15 protein-coding genes are annotated in these 16,815 nt (G+C 51.1%); 6 read left to right on the forward strand and 9 right to left on the reverse strand.

Annotation, left to right across the window (positions count from 1 at the left end; translation table 11 throughout):
- Positions 1 to 61: 61 nt before the first annotated feature.
- Positions 62 to 475 carry a hypothetical protein gene (locus tag MO867_RS05890; protein WP_252465312.1) on the forward strand — a complete coding sequence of 138 codons (414 nt, stop codon included), beginning with the start codon at positions 62 to 64 and terminating at the stop codon, positions 473 to 475.
- Between the two features lie 14 nt (positions 476 to 489).
- Here the strand turns inward: MO867_RS05890 and MO867_RS05895 are convergent, their stop codons facing one another.
- From MO867_RS05895 to miaB, 6 genes are all read right to left on the reverse strand, one after another.
- A complete protein-coding gene (locus tag MO867_RS05895; protein ID WP_252465313.1) occupies positions 490 to 1,407 on the reverse strand; it encodes a TIGR01777 family oxidoreductase in 918 nt (305 codons plus the stop codon).
- A 130-nt stretch (positions 1,408 to 1,537) separates the two neighbouring features.
- Entirely contained in the window at positions 1,538 to 3,055 is a 1,518-nt protein-coding gene (gene lnt, locus MO867_RS05900) for an apolipoprotein N-acyltransferase (RefSeq protein WP_252465314.1), read from the reverse strand.
- Positions 3,056 to 3,207: 152 nt separating this feature from the next.
- The gene (locus MO867_RS05905) at positions 3,208 to 4,104 is read right to left on the reverse strand and encodes a CorC family transporter (protein ID WP_373565870.1); all 897 of its coding nucleotides are present in this window, start codon (positions 4,102 to 4,104) and stop codon (positions 3,208 to 3,210) included.
- A 70-nt stretch (positions 4,105 to 4,174) separates the two neighbouring features.
- Positions 4,175 to 4,645, reverse strand: a complete 471-nt coding sequence (gene ybeY / locus MO867_RS05910; RefSeq protein WP_252465316.1) for an rRNA maturation RNase YbeY — start codon at positions 4,643 to 4,645, stop codon at positions 4,175 to 4,177.
- Between the two features lie 17 nt (positions 4,646 to 4,662).
- Entirely contained in the window at positions 4,663 to 5,724 is a 1,062-nt protein-coding gene (locus MO867_RS05915) for a PhoH family protein (RefSeq protein ID WP_373565871.1), read from the reverse strand.
- Between the two features lie 194 nt (positions 5,725 to 5,918).
- The gene (miaB, locus tag MO867_RS05920) at positions 5,919 to 7,286 is read right to left on the reverse strand and encodes a tRNA (N6-isopentenyl adenosine(37)-C2)-methylthiotransferase MiaB (protein WP_252465318.1); all 1,368 of its coding nucleotides are present in this window, start codon (positions 7,284 to 7,286) and stop codon (positions 5,919 to 5,921) included.
- Positions 7,287 to 7,466: 180 nt separating this feature from the next.
- On the opposite strand from miaB, the gene MO867_RS05925 reads away from it, so the two are divergent.
- The 3 genes from MO867_RS05925 to olsF all read left to right on the forward strand — a co-directional run bounded on the left by MO867_RS05925 (position 7,467) and on the right by olsF (position 10,593).
- Positions 7,467 to 7,799 (forward strand): DUF1820 family protein, encoded by a 333-nt coding sequence (locus tag MO867_RS05925; protein WP_252465319.1) that lies wholly within the window; start codon positions 7,467 to 7,469, stop codon positions 7,797 to 7,799.
- 317 nt (positions 7,800 to 8,116) lie between these two features.
- Positions 8,117 to 8,908 (forward strand): UDP-2,3-diacylglucosamine diphosphatase, encoded by a 792-nt coding sequence (locus MO867_RS05930; protein WP_252465320.1) that lies wholly within the window; start codon positions 8,117 to 8,119, stop codon positions 8,906 to 8,908.
- A complete protein-coding gene (gene olsF / locus MO867_RS05935; protein ID WP_252465321.1) occupies positions 8,905 to 10,593 on the forward strand; it encodes a bifunctional ornithine lipid synthase OlsF in 1,689 nt (562 codons plus the stop codon). The genes MO867_RS05930 and olsF overlap by 4 nt, the downstream gene beginning before the upstream one ends.
- Before the next feature lie 91 nt (positions 10,594 to 10,684).
- On the opposite strand, the gene MO867_RS05940 is transcribed toward olsF, so the two are convergent.
- Together MO867_RS05940 and MO867_RS05945 are read right to left on the reverse strand one after the other, a co-directional pair.
- On the reverse strand, positions 10,685 to 11,959 hold the full coding sequence (locus MO867_RS05940) for an aspartate aminotransferase type Ic (protein WP_252465322.1): 1,275 nt from the start codon (positions 11,957 to 11,959) through the stop codon (positions 10,685 to 10,687).
- Positions 11,960 to 12,173: 214 nt separating this feature from the next.
- Positions 12,174 to 13,040: a DUF6279 family lipoprotein gene (locus tag MO867_RS05945; protein WP_252465323.1), complete on the reverse strand. Its 867-nt coding sequence runs from the start codon at positions 13,038 to 13,040 to the stop codon at positions 12,174 to 12,176.
- 240 nt (positions 13,041 to 13,280) lie between these two features.
- On the opposite strand from MO867_RS05945, the gene nagB-II reads away from it, so the two are divergent.
- On the forward strand, positions 13,281 to 14,279 hold the full coding sequence (gene nagB-II / locus MO867_RS05950) for a glucosamine-6-phosphate deaminase NagB-II (RefSeq protein ID WP_252465324.1): 999 nt from the start codon (positions 13,281 to 13,283) through the stop codon (positions 14,277 to 14,279).
- 22 nt (positions 14,280 to 14,301) lie between these two features.
- A complete protein-coding gene (gene nagA / locus MO867_RS05955; RefSeq protein WP_252465325.1) occupies positions 14,302 to 15,444 on the forward strand; it encodes an N-acetylglucosamine-6-phosphate deacetylase in 1,143 nt (380 codons plus the stop codon).
- Between the two features lie 46 nt (positions 15,445 to 15,490).
- Here the strand turns inward: nagA and MO867_RS05960 are convergent, their stop codons facing one another.
- Complete coding sequence (locus tag MO867_RS05960) at positions 15,491 to 16,540, reverse strand: LacI family DNA-binding transcriptional regulator (RefSeq protein ID WP_252465326.1); 1,050 nt, start codon at positions 16,538 to 16,540, stop codon at positions 15,491 to 15,493.
- Positions 16,541 to 16,815: the final 275 nt, after the last annotated feature.

Here is a 16,815-nt window from a genome sequence, read left to right on the forward strand (position 1 = left end):
TTAGGATGACTGGCGCCACAGGACATACCCATTGATTATTTTTTTATATGGAGTAGCAGCTGTGGACAAAAAACATAACAATAATCGAGATAACCTTATGATGAAGGGCATCCCACTTTCTTTCTCTCCGATACAGCTACACAATCGGTTGAACCGCGCAGTTTGGATCGGCTTCAAGCGTGTGGAGCAGGATGGTCGAACACTTGTATTTCTGTGTTCTGGTGTCGATAGTGGCGCCAAGCTCAGTAAGAATTTTGAGACCTTTGCGGGGCAGATAGTACGAGAGTTCGGTTTCGTCCCTGCAGAGGTGGAATTTATTGAGCTCCGTGAAAAAGCTGAGCAGTCTGACTGGTATCGCTGGCATGCCCAGTGGGTTGGCTCGGCGCCAATGGAGTGTCGCGGTGATTTGGTTACCAGTGAATCGAGCCGCCGCTACCTGGCTCAGGCGCTCGAAAGTAGTATGGCTGCTGCCTAGCGCAGCGATGTATATCAGGCGCTAGCCCTAGTGGTGGCGCTGTCTCCTTTAAGTAAGTCTGCGAGTGCCTGTCCAAGTGTTGGAAATTGGAAGGTGTAGCCACTTTCCAATGCCGTGCAGGGCTCGACTCTGTCGCTGGCCAATAGCAATTCGTCGGCCATTTCTCCAAATAAAACTCTTAGAGCCCAGATGGGTGTTCGAAGTATTGCCGGTCGATGTAACTCTTTGGCGAGAAGTCGGGCAAAACTGTTGTTTGTAACAGGTTCGGGGGCGCTGGCATTGAAAGGGCGGCACAGCTGGTTATCAATGGCGTGTAATATTAGCCCTACTTCATCCTCTTCATGAATCCAGCTCATCCAATGTTCGCCCGAACCCATGGGCCCTCCGAGGCCGAAGCGAAATGGCGGTAGCATCTGCGGGAGAGCGCCACCGCGCATAGACAGTACTATGGCGGTGCGTATGATACCTACGCTGACACCTGCCTGCTGAAGTGGCAGAGTTGCCCCTTCCCAGTCCCGACAAAGCTGTGCTGCAAAACCTCCCCCCGGAGCGCTACTCTCTTTTAATAGTTCTCCACCACGATCCCCGTAATAGCCGATGGCAGACCCTGATAAAAAATAACGGGGTTTATCCCGTTGGGCAAGGGTCCAGCGTACCAGCGTTTCAGTGGTGCCCAGGCGTGAGTTGCGAATCTCGGAGCGGCGCTTTTCGGTCCAGCGCTGGGAGATGGGTTCACCGGCCAGGTTGACAACAATATCTACCGGTTGCGTTACCTCACTCGGTTCGCGGCAGGCATCGGCGGATTCCCCGCAAAGAGCCCGGACTTTCTCCGGTTGCCGGGTTAGAACCGTAATGCTGTTACCTCGCTCCAGCCAGCGTTGGCAAAAGAGCCTACCTATAAGTCCGGTGCCACCGCTAATTAAGCAATGCATGGGGAATCACCTTGCCTTATATTCACTAGAAAATTGATTCAGCATAGCAGCCATATTTGACTGTCGCGGGCTCTCGGTAGTCGATCCCCCGTTTAGGCAGGGTTAGATAAGGGAGAGGGGTACCTCTCACTCAGTCGGGCAGCTCTCCGGTTAGGGATCTGTTGGGCTTAGGCTCAGTTCTTTTACGCAAAAACAGAGCCAGAGCCAGCATGGGCAGTGCCAAGGCAAATACTAATGAGACACCTCCCAACATAAAAGGCGTTGCGCCAATCATTGCTCTGATGTCGCCGGTCATATTGGCCTGTTCAAACTGCGGCAGTTTCTCAACGATGTGGCCCTGAGGGTCAACGATAGCGGTTATGCCAGTATTGGTACCCCTTACCAGAAAACGGCCGGTTTCGAGCGCGCGCATCTGTGCCATTTGCATATGTTGTAGGGGACCAATAGAGGCACCAAACCAGGCATCGTTACTAATAGTAAGTAGAACCTGGGCTGACAGGGCTGTGTCGGCCACCAATTGAGGGTACACAATTTCATAGCAAATCAGTGGCGCCCAGCTGGCTCCGGCGGCAGTCAGTGGGGGCTGTTCATCGGGTCCAGAGCGAATAAATGATGTGGGGAGATCGAAGAACTCTATTGTGCCTCGAATCAGCTCTTCCAGTGGAACATACTCGCCAAAAGGAACCAGATGACGTTTGTGATACACACTGGGGCTCTGCCCAAATACCGCAGCGGAGTTGTGAATTTGTCTGCCCCCCTGTGCCGGGTCCCTAGTGTCATAAAGAATGCCGGTGATCAGGTCGATATCGGTATTCTCGGCATTGCGCTGCAGTGCCTGCATCAGGTTGGGCGCTTGGCCATAGAGCATAGGCAGGGCGGCTTCAGGCCAGATAATGACATCCACATCCTGATCGCTGAGTGATCGGGTCCCCTCCTGATAGCGATTGATGGTCTCGCCACGGAATTCGGGTAACCACTTCTTCTCCTGAGGGATATTTGCCTGCACCATCCCTACGCTGATGATGCCGCCTTTGGGGCTTGTCCAGTCGATCTGGGAAAGGAGTGCGCCTATTGGCCAGGGTACCAGGGCGGCGACAATCAGGACGAGATGGCCGCGCTGTTTGATGGGTGCCAGACGGCCGCTGGCGGCCAGTGCCAACACGGCTGCGGTCAGGGCTAATAGCAAGCCTATTCCGTACACGCTGAACACGGGTGCCCAACCGGATAGCCAAGTGTCAGTATGGGCGTAGCCGGCGAAGAGCCAAGGAAACCCGGTAAATATCCAGCTGCGAAACCATTCGCTAATAAACCATATTGCAGCAAAGGCGAGGGCAAAGCTGAATCGGTTATCGGTAAACCGGCCGAGAAAGTAAAAAGGAGCCGCCAGCAATAGCGCCATTACGGCTACAAAACCGCCGGTTAGGGCCAGCCCCAAAGGTACTGATGAGTTGCCAAAATTCGTGATCGAAATGTAGACCCAGGATGCGCCGGTTGCGAAGAGCCCCACTCCGTAAAGGAAGGCCAGCCAGAGGGTGGTACGGCCTGGCAGTAGCTGATCTTTGGCGCTTGAGATGAGTACCCAGGCAAATATTGCCAGAGACAGAAGGCTACAAACCCAGTAATCAAACGGGGCAAAGGAGAGTGTCATAAGCCCACCAGCTCCAGCGCTGGCGAGCGGAGAAAATAATCTGCGCATAAAATTGCTAATCAGGACACCCCGGAATCACAGGGTATCTATGTGTTGAGACTTACTGAGTCAAACTGGTTCGAAGTACCATAATTCAAAGAGCGGTACGGCTTTTAGTTGTCCTCTTCCGGAGGCTTGCGCATATGGGCCACTCGCAGCAGATGTATCTGGCGGCTATCCGCATAGAGTACCCGGAACATAAAGTCCCCCAACCTAGTGACTTCATCCCGGCCCGGCAAATGGCCGAATGATTGCATAATGAGACCGCCAACAGTGTCGAATTCTTCGTCACTAAATGCGCTATCGAAAAATTCATTAAACTCTTCGATGGGGGTGAGTGCTTTGACTATGTAGTCGTTTTCTCCGACTTTGCGGATAAAGCTATCTGCTTCTTCCTCATCGGTTTCATCCTCAATTTCCCCGACTATTTCTTCGAGGATGTCTTCAATGGTGACAACTCCCGAAACACCGCCGTATTCGTCAATCACCACCGCCATGTGGTAGCGGTTCTCACGGAACTCCCGCAAGAGAATATTCAGGCGTTTGCTCTCAGGAATAATATTCGCGGGTCGAATCAGATTTTCGAGCTGAAATTCATCGAAGCCTTTCAGCAAAAGGGGTAGAAGGTCTTTGGCCAGCAGTATCCCTCGGATGTCATCGACACTCTCTCCGACAACGGGGAAGCGGGAGTGGCCCGACTCAATAATTTTGGGGAGGAATTCTTCAGGCTTGTCGTGGATGCCTACTACAACCATTTGCGAGCGGGGGATCATGATCTCTCGAACCTGCTGGCTGGATACATCCAGGGCGCCTTCGATGATAGATAGCGCCTCTGCGTCTACCAGTTGGTTCTCGGCAGCATCCTTGATGATATCCAGCAGTTCATCGCGAGATTTGGGTTCAGCGGAGAAAGCGCTGAACAACTTTTCCAGCCAACTTTTTTCACTCGGCCGGGATTTACCCGTTGAGTGGCTACTTGGGGGCTCGTCTGTGGTCATGGAAGTGGCCATGCTCCGGGATTCTCTCGTTTGTGGGTAAATTCAGTAGCAGCTTGCTATTAACTCGGTAGTACAGCGGCTATCACCCGGCTTCTTCAAGCGGGGTGTAGGGGTCTGCAAAGCCGAGGCTGGCCAGCAACCCCGTTTCCAGGTTTTCCATCTCTTCGGCATCTGCATCCTCGATATGATCGTAACCTAGAAGGTGCAGTGTGCCATGGACCACCATATGTGCCCAGTGCGCCAACAGTGATTTGCTTTGTTGCTCCGCTTCCTGTGCCACTATCGGGGCACAGATCACAAGGTCCCCGAGCATTGGAAGATCGAGCTCCGCAGGAAAATCTGTCTGGAAGGATAAAACGTTGGTGGGTTTGTCCTTGCCCCGGTACCGGAAATTCAGGTCCTGGCTCTCACTTTCGTCGACGATACGCACTGACAGTTCCGCCTCTTTTCGGTGGGTTGCAAGTGCTTTCTGTATCCAGGAGTTGATAACCTCATCAGAGGGGAGGCTATTGCAGCGGGTGGCCCGCTGCACGTCGAGTGTTAAATCAATCATAAATCGTGTGCGGAGCTCTACGCAGCATTTTCGTCTGCTTTACTGGGTGTCCTGTCTGCGGTTGCGGTGGCCATTTCGAGCTCAGCTTCGTGGATATCATAGGCCTCCACGATACGCTGCACGAGGGGGTGGCGAACCACATCTTTGGCTCCGAAGTGGGTAAAACTGATACCGTTGACCTTTCCCAGCACTCCGACCGCATGACGCAGGCCGGAAGCTTGTCCGCGTGGTAGATCGACCTGGCTGGGATCCCCGGTTATCACCGCCGTCGAGCCAAAGCCGATTCGCGTCAAGAACATTTTCATCTGCTCGCGAGTGGTATTTTGACTTTCATCGAGGATGACAAAGGCGTTATTCAGGGTGCGCCCCCGCATATAGGCGAGCGGAGCCACTTCGATAACATTGCGTTCAATCAATTTCCCCACAGTTTCAAAGCCCAGCATCTCGTAGAGAGCGTCGTAAAGAGGGCGGAGGTAGGGGTCGACTTTTTGGCTCAAATCACCGGGGAGAAAGCCGAGTTTTTCACCGGCTTCAACGGCGGGTCGAACCAGCAAAATTCGCTCGACCTCATCCTTGAGCAGTGCTTCAACAGCACAGGCCACAGCCAGATAGGTCTTGCCGGTTCCCGCAGGCCCGATACCAAAGTTGATATCGTTGGTTTGTACCGCGTGAACGTATTTGCGCTGATTGAGACCTCGGGGGCGTACCGAGCATTTTTGAGTGCGAATCAGGACTACTGAGTCAGCTTCTGTGGATTCGTTGTCTGAACCCTTATTGAGGAGTTCTTCAATGCCAGCTTGCTGCAGAGCTAAATGGATTTCATTGGGTGTCAGGTAATCCTTTGTATCGGTCTCTTTATAGAGAAATCGCAGTAGTTCGCCTGCAACACGTGCGGATTTGGACTCGCCATAAAACGAAAACTGGTTGCCCCGATTGCGTATTTCAATACCCAGGCGCTGCTCTATTTGGCGCAGGTGTTGGTCAAATTGACCGCAAAGGTTGGCGAGACGGCGAGCGTCATTGGGTTCTAGAGTGATGCTGTGAGCGAGGGTTTGTGTTTCCAAATTGGTTTCCGGCACCTTTAATCCAAGGGTTACATTGCTAGGGTATACCCATTTTCCCACTATGGGAAAGAGGTGATTCCTACAAATAGATTCTAACTCTACCTAATTTTAATTACAGAATGTAATTTGATCGGCAAGTGGAGCCTATTTTGGCGGCAGGATGTGGTTTTTGGGCACATCCTGCCGGGATTTAAGTGGTTTACAGGACACTAGAAAAGATCTTCATCCAGCTCTGAGGTGAGCAAAGTGCCGCGCAGGGAGTTTGGTAGTGCTTCCTCAACCAAAATATCGGCAAATTTACCAATCAGGGCGAGGTCGTCTGCGCGGAAATTGACGACGCGGTTGTTCTCTGTCCGCGCTTGCAGTTGCCCTGGGTCTTTCTTGGAAACTCCAGTCACCAGGACGCGCTCAGTATTCCCTACCATCCGGCGGGCAATAGCGGCCGCTTGCTGGTTGATACGGGATTGCAGAAGCTGCAGGCGTTGCTTCTTAACCTCTTCCGGTGTGTCATCTGGCAGGTCGGCAGCGGGTGTACCGGGACGGGGAGAATAAATAAAGCTGAATGAGATATCGAAGCCCACGTCCTGGATTAAATTCATCGTGGCTTCAAAGTCCCTGTCGGTCTCACCGGGGAAGCCGATAATAAAATCGGAGGACAGGCAGATATCTGGGCGAATCTTTTTCAGACGGCGAATTTTGGATTTGTATTCCAAGGCGGTATGGCCGCGCTTCATGGCCATCAGGATACGATCTGAGCCGCTTTGAACGGGCAGGTGCAAATGGCTGACAAGCTCCGGAACCTGGGCGTAAACGTCAATTAGAGCGTCCGAGAATTCGACCGGATGGGAGGTGGTGTAGCGGATGCGGTCGATGCCATCAATTGCTGCGACGTAGGTGATCAGCTCGGCGAAGTCGGCTTCGTGGCTGTCTTCCCCGGCAGCTCTGTAAGCGTTGACGTTTTGCCCGAGCAGGTTGACTTCGCGGACTCCCTGGTCGGCCAAATGGGCAACTTCTTCCAGGACATCAGCTACTGGACGGCTTACTTCTTCACCCCGGGTGTAGGGAACCACGCAGAAAGTACAGTACTTGGAGCAGCCTTCCATGATGGACACAAATGCAGAGGCACCGTCCGCTTCTGGTTGTGGCAGGCGATCGAATTTTTCAATCTCAGGGAAGCTCACATCGACAATGATCGCGCCACTTTTCTGCTCTTTGGTCTCCATCATTTCCGGCAACCGGTGCAGGGTCTGTGGACCGAAAATAAGATCTACATAAGGGGCGCGCTTAGCAATCGCCTCACCTTCCTGGCTGGCAACGCAGCCGCCAACACCTATCACCAAATCGGGATTTTTTTCCTTGAGGTGCTTCCAGCGGCCCAGTTGATGGAACAATTTTTCCTGGGCTTTCTCGCGGATAGAACAGGTGTTGACCAATAGTACATCTGCCTCCTTGGGGTCGTCCGTGGGGACCATATCGTGGGACTCCCCGAGCAGATCGCGCATCCTCGCGGAATCGTACTCGTTCATTTGGCAGCCGTGGGTTTTAATGTATAGCTTTTTCACCGATGTTTCGGACATATCGCGCCTGGTTAAAAACTGGTCAACAATTAGGGTGGGGCATTATAGCGATACGGCCCGGCACTGCATAGATGGCTATATTAGCTGTTGCGAACCTGTGCTATTCTTGCCCGCTTTTTCGGGCTTTGCCCGTCTTTTGATCAATTTGAGCTTCGGGGTCTTCCCCATCCTGAGAGACTTATGGCCAACCCGATTTATAAAGTTATTTTCCACAATCAAAACCAAGTGTATGAACTCTACGCGCGAGCCATTTATCAGAGTGATATGTACGGCTTTATCGAAATTGAGGAGTTTGTTTTCGGGGAGAAGGCCCAGCTCGTGGTGGATCCCAGTGAGGAAAAGCTGAAAACAGAATTTGCGTCAGTAACCCGCTCATACATTCCGATGCACAGTATTGTGCGCATCGACGAAGTTGAGAAAGAGGGTACCGGCAAGATTGTGGAAGTTAAAGGCGATAAAGTCGCCAAATTCCCCTTTGCGCCGCCGATCCGACATCCCCAAGACACCGAATAAATTCAGCCTCCGTTTTACTTCCCTCAAGACCGGGCCAAGGTCCGGTTTTTAGCGTCAAATTCATCCCCCGCACCTTTTTTTCCGCTGCAATATAAGCTTCAATAAAAATCCTCCTGACTGTCATCAAATCGCTGCAAAGTGGTGACCTTGACGATCAACAGGCTTATATAGGCCTGGTTGCTCTCAATTTGCTAGCAAGAGAATAAATACGAATTTATCGATTTTTCTCAAGTTAGCTCTGGCGACGACCTACATTTTGCTGCATATCTGCTCTTTAAATAGGTGGGCGGATAACTGGTACAGACTGGAACTTTGCTATGAGCAATCGCTATCGCGCACTGTGGATTTCCGATGTCCATTTAGGCAGTAGAGACAGTGAGCCCCATCGACTTGCAGATTTTCTGGCTCAGAATCGTGCCGATACGGTTTACCTGGTTGGGGATATTTTTGATATGCAGGCACTTTCTCAAGGACGAGGTACATGGTGCCAGGCCTCTTCTCTATTACTGGGCATGCTCTCAGAGCTAAGCAGTTTGACCCCTGAAGTTATTTATATTCCTGGAAATCATGATGCCCCCATGCGCAGTTGGGTGGGCAAGCGTCTCGGAAATATTCGTATTGAGAGAGACTGCATACATACCGCTTCCGATGGTCGCCGTTACTGGGTGACCCACGGTGATCAATTTGAGCACCGTATCAAAATAAATCCCGTGAGATACCACATTGGTGACCGCAGTTATTACATGATGCTGCGAATCAATCGCTGGATAAATTATTGGCGTAACCGTTTTAATAAGCCCTGGTGGTCTCTCGCCAGTCAGGTGAAAAATCGGGTGGGCGCGGCTCGGCAGATGATGAGTGATTTTGAGGATGTCGCTACCCGCGAAGCTATTTCTCAAGGATTTGATGGTGTGATCTGTGGGCATATCCATCGACCTGCATTAAGGCATAAGATGATGTCCGGTAGTGGAGTGACCTATGCCAATTGTGGTGACTGGGTTGATTCCATGAGTGCTGTGGTAGAACAACAAGATGGCAGTTTGGACCTGTTACATTGGTACCGGGCACCGAAAATTGCCAGCATAATGACAGAGGTCGTTGCGGCATGATTCAACTTGAAAATCTTTTGCTAAAAAATGCCTGGTACAGTGCGGCACCGCAAAAACCCACTCGCAAATTGGTTTCGGCCACACTAAAAAAAATTTGTTGTGATGAGCAATTGCAAGAATTTACCAGTGGCTTTCCTCATTTAGGCGGTCTGGATTTTATCCGGCAGGTTTTTGATGGACTCAATTTTCGTTATGAATTAACCCCTTCTGAGCTGGAGAGGATACCTGTCAGTGGCCCCTTGGTCATTGTTTCTAACCACCCGCTGGGAAGCCTGGACGGCCTAGCTTTGATAGATATGGTTGCCCGTGTGCGCAAAGATGTGCGCGCGGTGGCTAGCCAGTTATTGTGGAATATCAAGCCATTACGTTCCTATTTATTGCCGGTAGATAATTTTAACGGCCGCACTCGCAGAGCTGATATAGAGGGTATCTACAGCCATTTGGGGGTTGGAGGGGCGATTATTATTTTCCCTGCGGGAGAAGTGTCCAGGCTTACCCCGCAGGGGGTGCGTGATGGGCGCTGGAATCCGGGCTTTGCCCGTTTTGCGGAAAAAACTAATGCGCCCATTCTGCCAGTACAGGTACTTGGCAGGAACTCATGGTGGTTTTACGGCCTTTCTATGTTGAACAAGCCACTGTCAACGTTGTGGTTGATCAGGGAAATGTTTAAACAGGCCAGCCGCAGTATTGATATACGTATCGGACGCCCCCTTGAAGCAGAACACTTTCGCAGCTGGCCATTGATGCCCCGTGCCAAGGCGGCGCTATGGCGTAAACATGTGCATCAGTTACACCGCTCTCCGGCACCATTAGGGCCTGAATTAATTGTTGCGGCTGAACCCCGGGATGAGGTGAATAAAGCGGTTAAATCCTGTGAAATTCTCACCGAACAAGGTCAATTTTCTGTGCGGCTCTACCGGCAGAAAGCCGATTGTCCAGTGATGCGAGAGTTGGCACGGGTGAGAGAAATTGCCTTTCGCGCAGTGGGTGAAGGAACCGGCCAAAGCCGGGATTGGGATGCCTTTGATGCCCATTACGACCATCTTCTGTTATGGGATTCAGGGCGGCAGAAAATTGCGGGGGCTTATCGTATAGCGGCAACGGAAGAGTTAGCTGCTGACGATATTTACAGTAGTACCTTGTTTAATTACCCGCAGGCGCCTCGACAGTGTCTCCCGGATTCAGCCGAACTGGGCCGCAGCTTTCTGTTGCCGGATTACTGGAAAGGGCGAGGTTTGGACCTGTTATGGTGTGCGATAGGGCAGTGGGTTTTACGCAATAACGTGCGATATCTTTTTGGCCCCGTATCTATGCCTGGCACTTTTTCTGTGCGGGCAAAGTCGGTTATCGTTCGTTATTTTTCCCATTATTTTGCGCCTGAAAACTCCCTCGGCGATGCCCGCTTACCCTTTCCAGAAGCTCATGACGAATTGCCCAAGCTCCTCGGGAATTCAGTCTCTGATATGCGCCAGTTAAAACAAGTTTTGCGCGAAGAGGGAGTCATGCTTCCTCCTCTGTTCAAAAAATATGCATCCCTTACTAAACCGGGTGGAACCAGTTTTCATGCGTTTAACATTGATCCGGATTTTTGTGATTCGGTGGATGGGCTGGTGGTCGTAGATTTGTCACAGGTGGACGAGAAGTTTGCAAAACGCTACTTAAGCGCAGAAAATCATCTCCTGTAAAAAGGCAGCCCAGGGTTGCCTTTTTTGAAAAATGATTTAGCGGTTTGTTCATAAAACTGCTAGAGCCACAATGAATTTTGTGGCTGCTACGCTAAGCCATGTCGAGTTTTTTACGCAGACTTGCCAGCTTCACACAGAGCACAAATACAGACATTGCTGTATCCAATTCTTCTAATGGTGGGAAGCTTGGTGCGATGCGGATATTATTATCCTCCGGATCTTCTCCGTAGGGAAAGGTGGCACCTGCAGGAGTGAGTTTTACCCCAGCATCGGCGGCAAGTTTTACCACTGCTTTGGCGCAACCGGGAAGTGTATTAAAGGATACAAAGTACCCTCCTTCCGGTTTCTCCCAAGTACCCATAGCTGCATCTGTCAGTGCATTGTGTAAATGTTCCAGCACACATTTAAATTTAGGGCGTAAAATACTAGCGTGCTTACGCATATGCTCATTCAGACTGGTGTACTCGGTAAAAAAACGCGAGTGACGCAGTTGGTTGACTTTCTCAGGACCAATGGTCATGGCTTGCATTTGCGCTTTCAGTGAATTCAGGTTGGCTTGGCTGGCGCTGACGAAGGCAACCCCCGAACCTGCGTGGGTCACCTTTGATGTCGATGCAAATTGCAAGACGCAATCGGCAGTATCATTTTCTAGGGTTGCAGTGCGGATATTGGTGAGGTTTATAGGATGTCCAAAGTCGTGCACTGAGTATGCATTGTCCCAGAAAATCCGGAAGCCAGGGCTGGCAACCAGCCCCAGTTGTGCAATACGCCCTACAGTTTCTTTACTGTAAGTGGTTCCTGTGGGGTTAGAGAATTTGGGGACACACCAGATACCAATAATGTCTGAGTCTTCTTGGACCAGTTTCTCGACGGTATCCATATCGGGTCCATTCGCACCCATAGGGATATTGATCATCTCAATACCCAGCTGCTCACAGATGGTGAAATGGCGATCATAGCCAGGAACCGGGCAGAGAAATTTGGGGGCTTTCAATTCACGCCAGGCAGTGTTGCCGGCAAAGCCAAATAGGTAGCCGTTAAGAACGGCGTAATACATCAAGGTGAGTGAGCTATTACCACCAGCAATGACCTCCTCAACAGGCACCTGGAGCATTTCAGCGCCGAGTTCCCGGGCACAGTTTAGGCCAACTAAGCCGCCATAGTTACGGGTATCAGTGCCATCTGCTGTTCGGTAGTCCGAGGACAGAATACCATCGAGCTTGTCTGATAGGTTCAACTGCTCCGCCGAAGGTTTGCCGCGGGTAATGTCCAGGTTTAGCCCGTGCTGGCAAATTTTCTTATAGTGGGCACTTAATTCTTTTTCCCACTCGATCAATTGTTCTTGTGTGGCGGACTCGATATGCACTTGGACTCCCCTGGCGGAAAATTTGAGTGGGTGAGCTTATCAGTCTCGCACTGGGTTCGTCAGCAGAAATCAGCTTAAGAGCCGTTAGTTTCTATTGAATCTATTCTGTAATAATACCCTGGGGTGGATTGAACTTTTGATCCATGAAAGTTCCTCTGCCCAGTCAGCAGCGCTTCCATCACTGTATAAATCAGAGAGAAAGAAGTCTCTACCGTCATTGGCTGGATAAAGTGCGGAAATCCTGGGCGTAGTCTCGCAGGGTTTTACTCAAATGGTGGCGTTGGGCTGGGCTGGTGCTCGACAAAATTTGCTTGCCCAGCTCGCGAGCTTGTTGGTGGCGCTCTTCTTGGGTTTTACGATATTGGTCTGACCAGAGTTGTTCGGGATTCTCCAGCAGATCGCGTAATTTATCTAAATAGCCTGGCGGTTTTTGTCGTAGCAGATCAATAACGGCATCTTGCCAAAGGTGTTGTTGCTCACTGCGCAATAGCGGGTTGTATTCCACTTGTGCGACCCAGGCAGCAATGAGCTGCTTCTGTGACTCAGTCAAAGTGCCCAGCCAGCGCCTGCTTTCGCGTCTAATTTGCCGGTCTCGGCGCCGCTGGATTTTCCATGGCGAGCGCTGCCATTTTTCCAGCATTTTCCGTTGTTTTTTTCTTAGATTTTGCTGTAGTTGATCAATTTGGTGGGGTGTCAATTGTGCAGCTATCGGAAGTAGTAAATCGTAGGCGTTGCTACTGGCGGCATGTATAAATTGCCGCAATTGCTTTTCAACTGGCGCCAGCTGCGGTGTTTCCAATTGCCCTTGTTCAACTTCATTGGCTAGTTGGGAGAGGAAGTCGGCATAACGAGGTAGCTGAGTCTGCCGGTGCCAATGAAAAAAGCTGCTCAGAGCCGCCTGTAATTCCTGCTTCTGACGCTGGGTTAGGTTGACATAGTCATGCAGTTTCCAGCGTATTAAGTAGTCGACATTATTGTAAGCGAATTGAATACTCGAGCAGCTGCCGATAAACGTAGCTACCAGAAAAAGAAAGACAAAGTGCCACTTTAGCCTTGTACCATTGCCCCTAAATTGGGCCATTGATTGTTCCTGTGGTTTGTCCGGCAGTGAGTCACAGTACTCCATCAAGCATAGATGATGCTGTTGCAGCCAGTTATTAACCCTGCACATTGTGTCAATAATCCGAGCTGAGTCATTGCCAGGGCATAGACTGTTTGAGAGGAAGGCGCAATAAGACTGTCCGAATCGTACAGCGTGCAGATTAAAGGGTGGTCTTGTTGAGGCTGCACCCATATTTTTAGTGACGTAGGTGGGTCGAATATGGTTACCACAGTTATGGAAGCTGAAGCTCGCGAGGCACCTCAGCGGATCGCTGAACAATTGCGTGCTAATGCTAAAACCATGTCCCGGCTGGGGGAGAGGCTACGGCACTCGCCACCGCGTTTTGTCATGATCGTGGGGCGGGGCTCCTCAGATCATGCCGGTGTGTTTGCCAAGTATCTGATAGAAATTGAAACGGGTACGCCAACCTTTTCTGCAGCGCCGTCAGTATCCAGTGTTTATGGCCGCCAGTTGAATCTTGAGGGGGCGCTGGTATTGGTGATATCTCAATCGGGTAGAAGTCCGGACATCCTGGCGCAGGCTCGTATGGCAAAAGAATCTGGTGCCTATACGGTTGCTCTATTGAATGACGAGAATGCGCCTATCAAGGAGGAGGTTGATTTGGTGATTCCTCTTAAAGCCGGCCCCGAAAAGGCCGTGGCAGCTACAAAGAGTTATCTGGCCACCTTGTCAGCGGTGTTGCAGTTGGTGGCACACTGGACTGGCGATAAGGCTCTTTGCGAGGCGCTGGAGGAGTTACCCAAAACCCTGCAGTCTGCGATTAGAGCGGAGATTCAATTGCGCCCGGAGGATCTGGCGTCGGTACAAAACCTGGTGGTTTTGGGGCGGGGGCCGGGGTACGGCATTACTCGGGAGTTGGCGCTCAAATTAAAAGAGGTGTGTAATATTCATGCGGAGTCCTATTCCAGCGCTGAATTTTTACACGGCCCGGTCACTTTGGTCGAGGGGAAATTGACCGTGGTCAATGTTCCCATTGAGGATGAGTCGTTCCCGGCACATAGTGAGCAGGTGGATGAAATCAGGCGTCGTGGCGCGGCATTGATTAACTTGCATGTGCCGAGCAAAGGGGTGCATCCGCGAATTGCGCCGCTGGCCTTATTGCAGCGTTTTTATATTGATGTGGCACATGTGGCGGTGAGCCGCGGCATTAATCCCGATGAACCCGTAGGCTTAAAGAAAATCACCCGCACAGTCTAAATAGAACAGTGGAGTCGTTATTTTGGAGGGGAGAGAGGGGATTACCCTATTGGCGTCAAAACTCTTTGACGGTGAGCGAATACTGACGGATGTCGCGGTTACCATTGGGGAGAACGGGCTTATAGGCGCTATCGGAGGAGGGGTTACTTCTTCCGTGGAGCGGCTATCCGGGCTCTTGGTGCCGGGTTTGGTGGATATTCAGGTGAATGGTGGCGGTGGTGTTTTATTTAACCAGGACCCCACTTTGTCTGCGCTTCAACAGATAAGTGAAGCCCACGCACAGTTTGGAACCACCGCCTTCCTGCCAACTTTGATTACTGACCGGTTATCGGTTATGCAGCGCGCTGCCGATGCAGTCAGTGAGGCTTTGTCTGCAGGTGTACCGGGTGTTGTCGGTGTACATTTTGAAGGGCCTCATTTAAGTACGGCCAAAAAAGGCACCCATGAGCAGGGATTTATTCGTCCTTTAAGTGATGAGGAGCTGTCCCTTTACGCTCGCGATGACCTGGGGATACGCCTGGTTACTTTGGCGCCAGAGAGTGTTGCCAGTTCGGACATTCGCAATCTGGTTTCCCTGGGCGTCCATGTTTGTCTGGGTCACTCAAATACGAATGCGGAAACGGTCGAAGCGGCATTGAGTGCGGGCGCCACAGGCTTCACCCACCTGTTCAATGCAATGTCACCACTTCATTCCCGCGAGCCTGGCATGGTTGGCACGGCACTGATTCGAGATGATGCCTGGTGTGGCTTGATAGCCGATGGCCACCATGTGAGTGTCGGCGCCATTAAGCTTGCGCTCAAGGCCAAGCCTCGCGGGAAATTGCTACTGGTTACCGATGCGATGTCACTGGTGGGCAGTGAGAAAATGAGCTTCCCTCTATTTGATCGAATAGTTACTCGCAGAGGCAGTAAATTGACTTCTAGCACAGGTGAGTTGGCGGGCTCTCATTTGGACATGATTGGCGCAGTGCGAAATGTACATGATTGGTGCAATGTCGAGCTTGTAGAGGTGTTGCGTATGGCCAGTCTCTACCCTGCCCAATTCCTCGGCCTGAGAGCGGGGGTAATTGCAGAAGGGGTGCGAGCCAATATGGTTTTGCTGGGTGAGGACTTACAAGTTTGTCGAACCTGGATAGAGGGCGTCGAAGTCTATCAAGGCGATTAACCCCTAGCGGTTGCTCTTTCGCTGCAATTTAATGGGCGCCACTTATCTATGGTGCCGGCCCAGTGGACTCTCGAATAACCAACTGGGGGGTGAAGCTGCGATGGATTTTGTCTGAACTCTCCAGGCCATTACCATGACACGATTGAGCGCCTTTACAGCGAATCCTGCTGAGCGCAAGTTCGGCAGCAGACCGGGCTATTTCCTGATTAGGCTGATGTGCGGTAGTAAGCTTGGGCCATGTTTGCCGGGAAAATGGACTGTCCTCGAAGCCGACAATAGAGAGTTTTCCGGGGACATCAATATTTAGCAAGCGTGCGGCGAACAGAGCTCCGGCTGCAATCTCATCATTTCCGGCGAACAGCGCTGTAGGGGGGGTGTCGGAGTGCAGAATTTCTTTTGCACTGGCTTCCCCCGATTCAAACGAATACTCCCCTTTAATAATAAGTTGCCGATCTATCGCTATTCCCGCTTCTTCGAGCGCCTTGCAATACCCCTGCAGACGTCCGAGTGTGGATAGGTGTTCTTCTCCTCCGCTCAGGTAGGCGATTCGCCTGTGGCCGAGTGCTAGTAGGTACTGGGTGATATCGTAAGCTGCCTGGTAGTCGTCAATTTGAATACAGTTTTCCTCAATCGCCTCAGTGCTGTGAGAGGAAACGATGCGAACAAACTCCACATTTCTAGACTTCAATGTCTCGATAATTGATGGGGTTTCGGAGAAAGGCGGGGTTAATACTAGGCCGGCTACTTTGCCGTGGTCTACCAGTCTGCATAGGTCATCGGAAATGAGAGATGACTTCGAATCGCTTGGGTGAATCAACAATTCGTATCCATGCGCTCTGCAAGCTTCCAATATGCCGTTTTGCATGTCGATAACGTAATAGGCATTAGGGTTGTCATAGATAAATGCCACTGAGTAAGAGTGTGTACCAGCTAGATTTCGCGCGGCTAAATTGGGGCTGTAGTTGAGGGTTGTGACAGCGTCGAGCACTTTTTGACGGGTGCTGGCCCTGACGGAGGGTTCATTGTTGATCACCCTGGATACGGTTTTGATCGATACGCCCGCGCGCTCAGCGACATCATTAATTGTGACTTTCATGCATCCATCAGTTTTACTGCTGCTGTTTATACACGGGGGGTGCCCAGAGCATCTGCTGCGGGCTGGGTGGCCGATTGACTGGTAAGTATTGTCGGGTCTCAGGATTTTAACAGTTTTGAGCCGGCAATAACTGCCAGCCCATGGCAATTAGGCAGCTATCACACGTCTTTGTAGTTTGTGGTTTCTGCTATGAGGCGTGCTGTATTCTGTGATTTTTCTGTAAAATTTCTACATTCCTTTGCTTTTTCACCTCATGAATCTGGCTACTCATACTT

Source organism: Microbulbifer okhotskensis, assembly GCF_023895975.1.
GTDB classification, from domain to species: Bacteria; Pseudomonadota; Gammaproteobacteria; order Pseudomonadales; family Cellvibrionaceae; genus Microbulbifer; species Microbulbifer okhotskensis.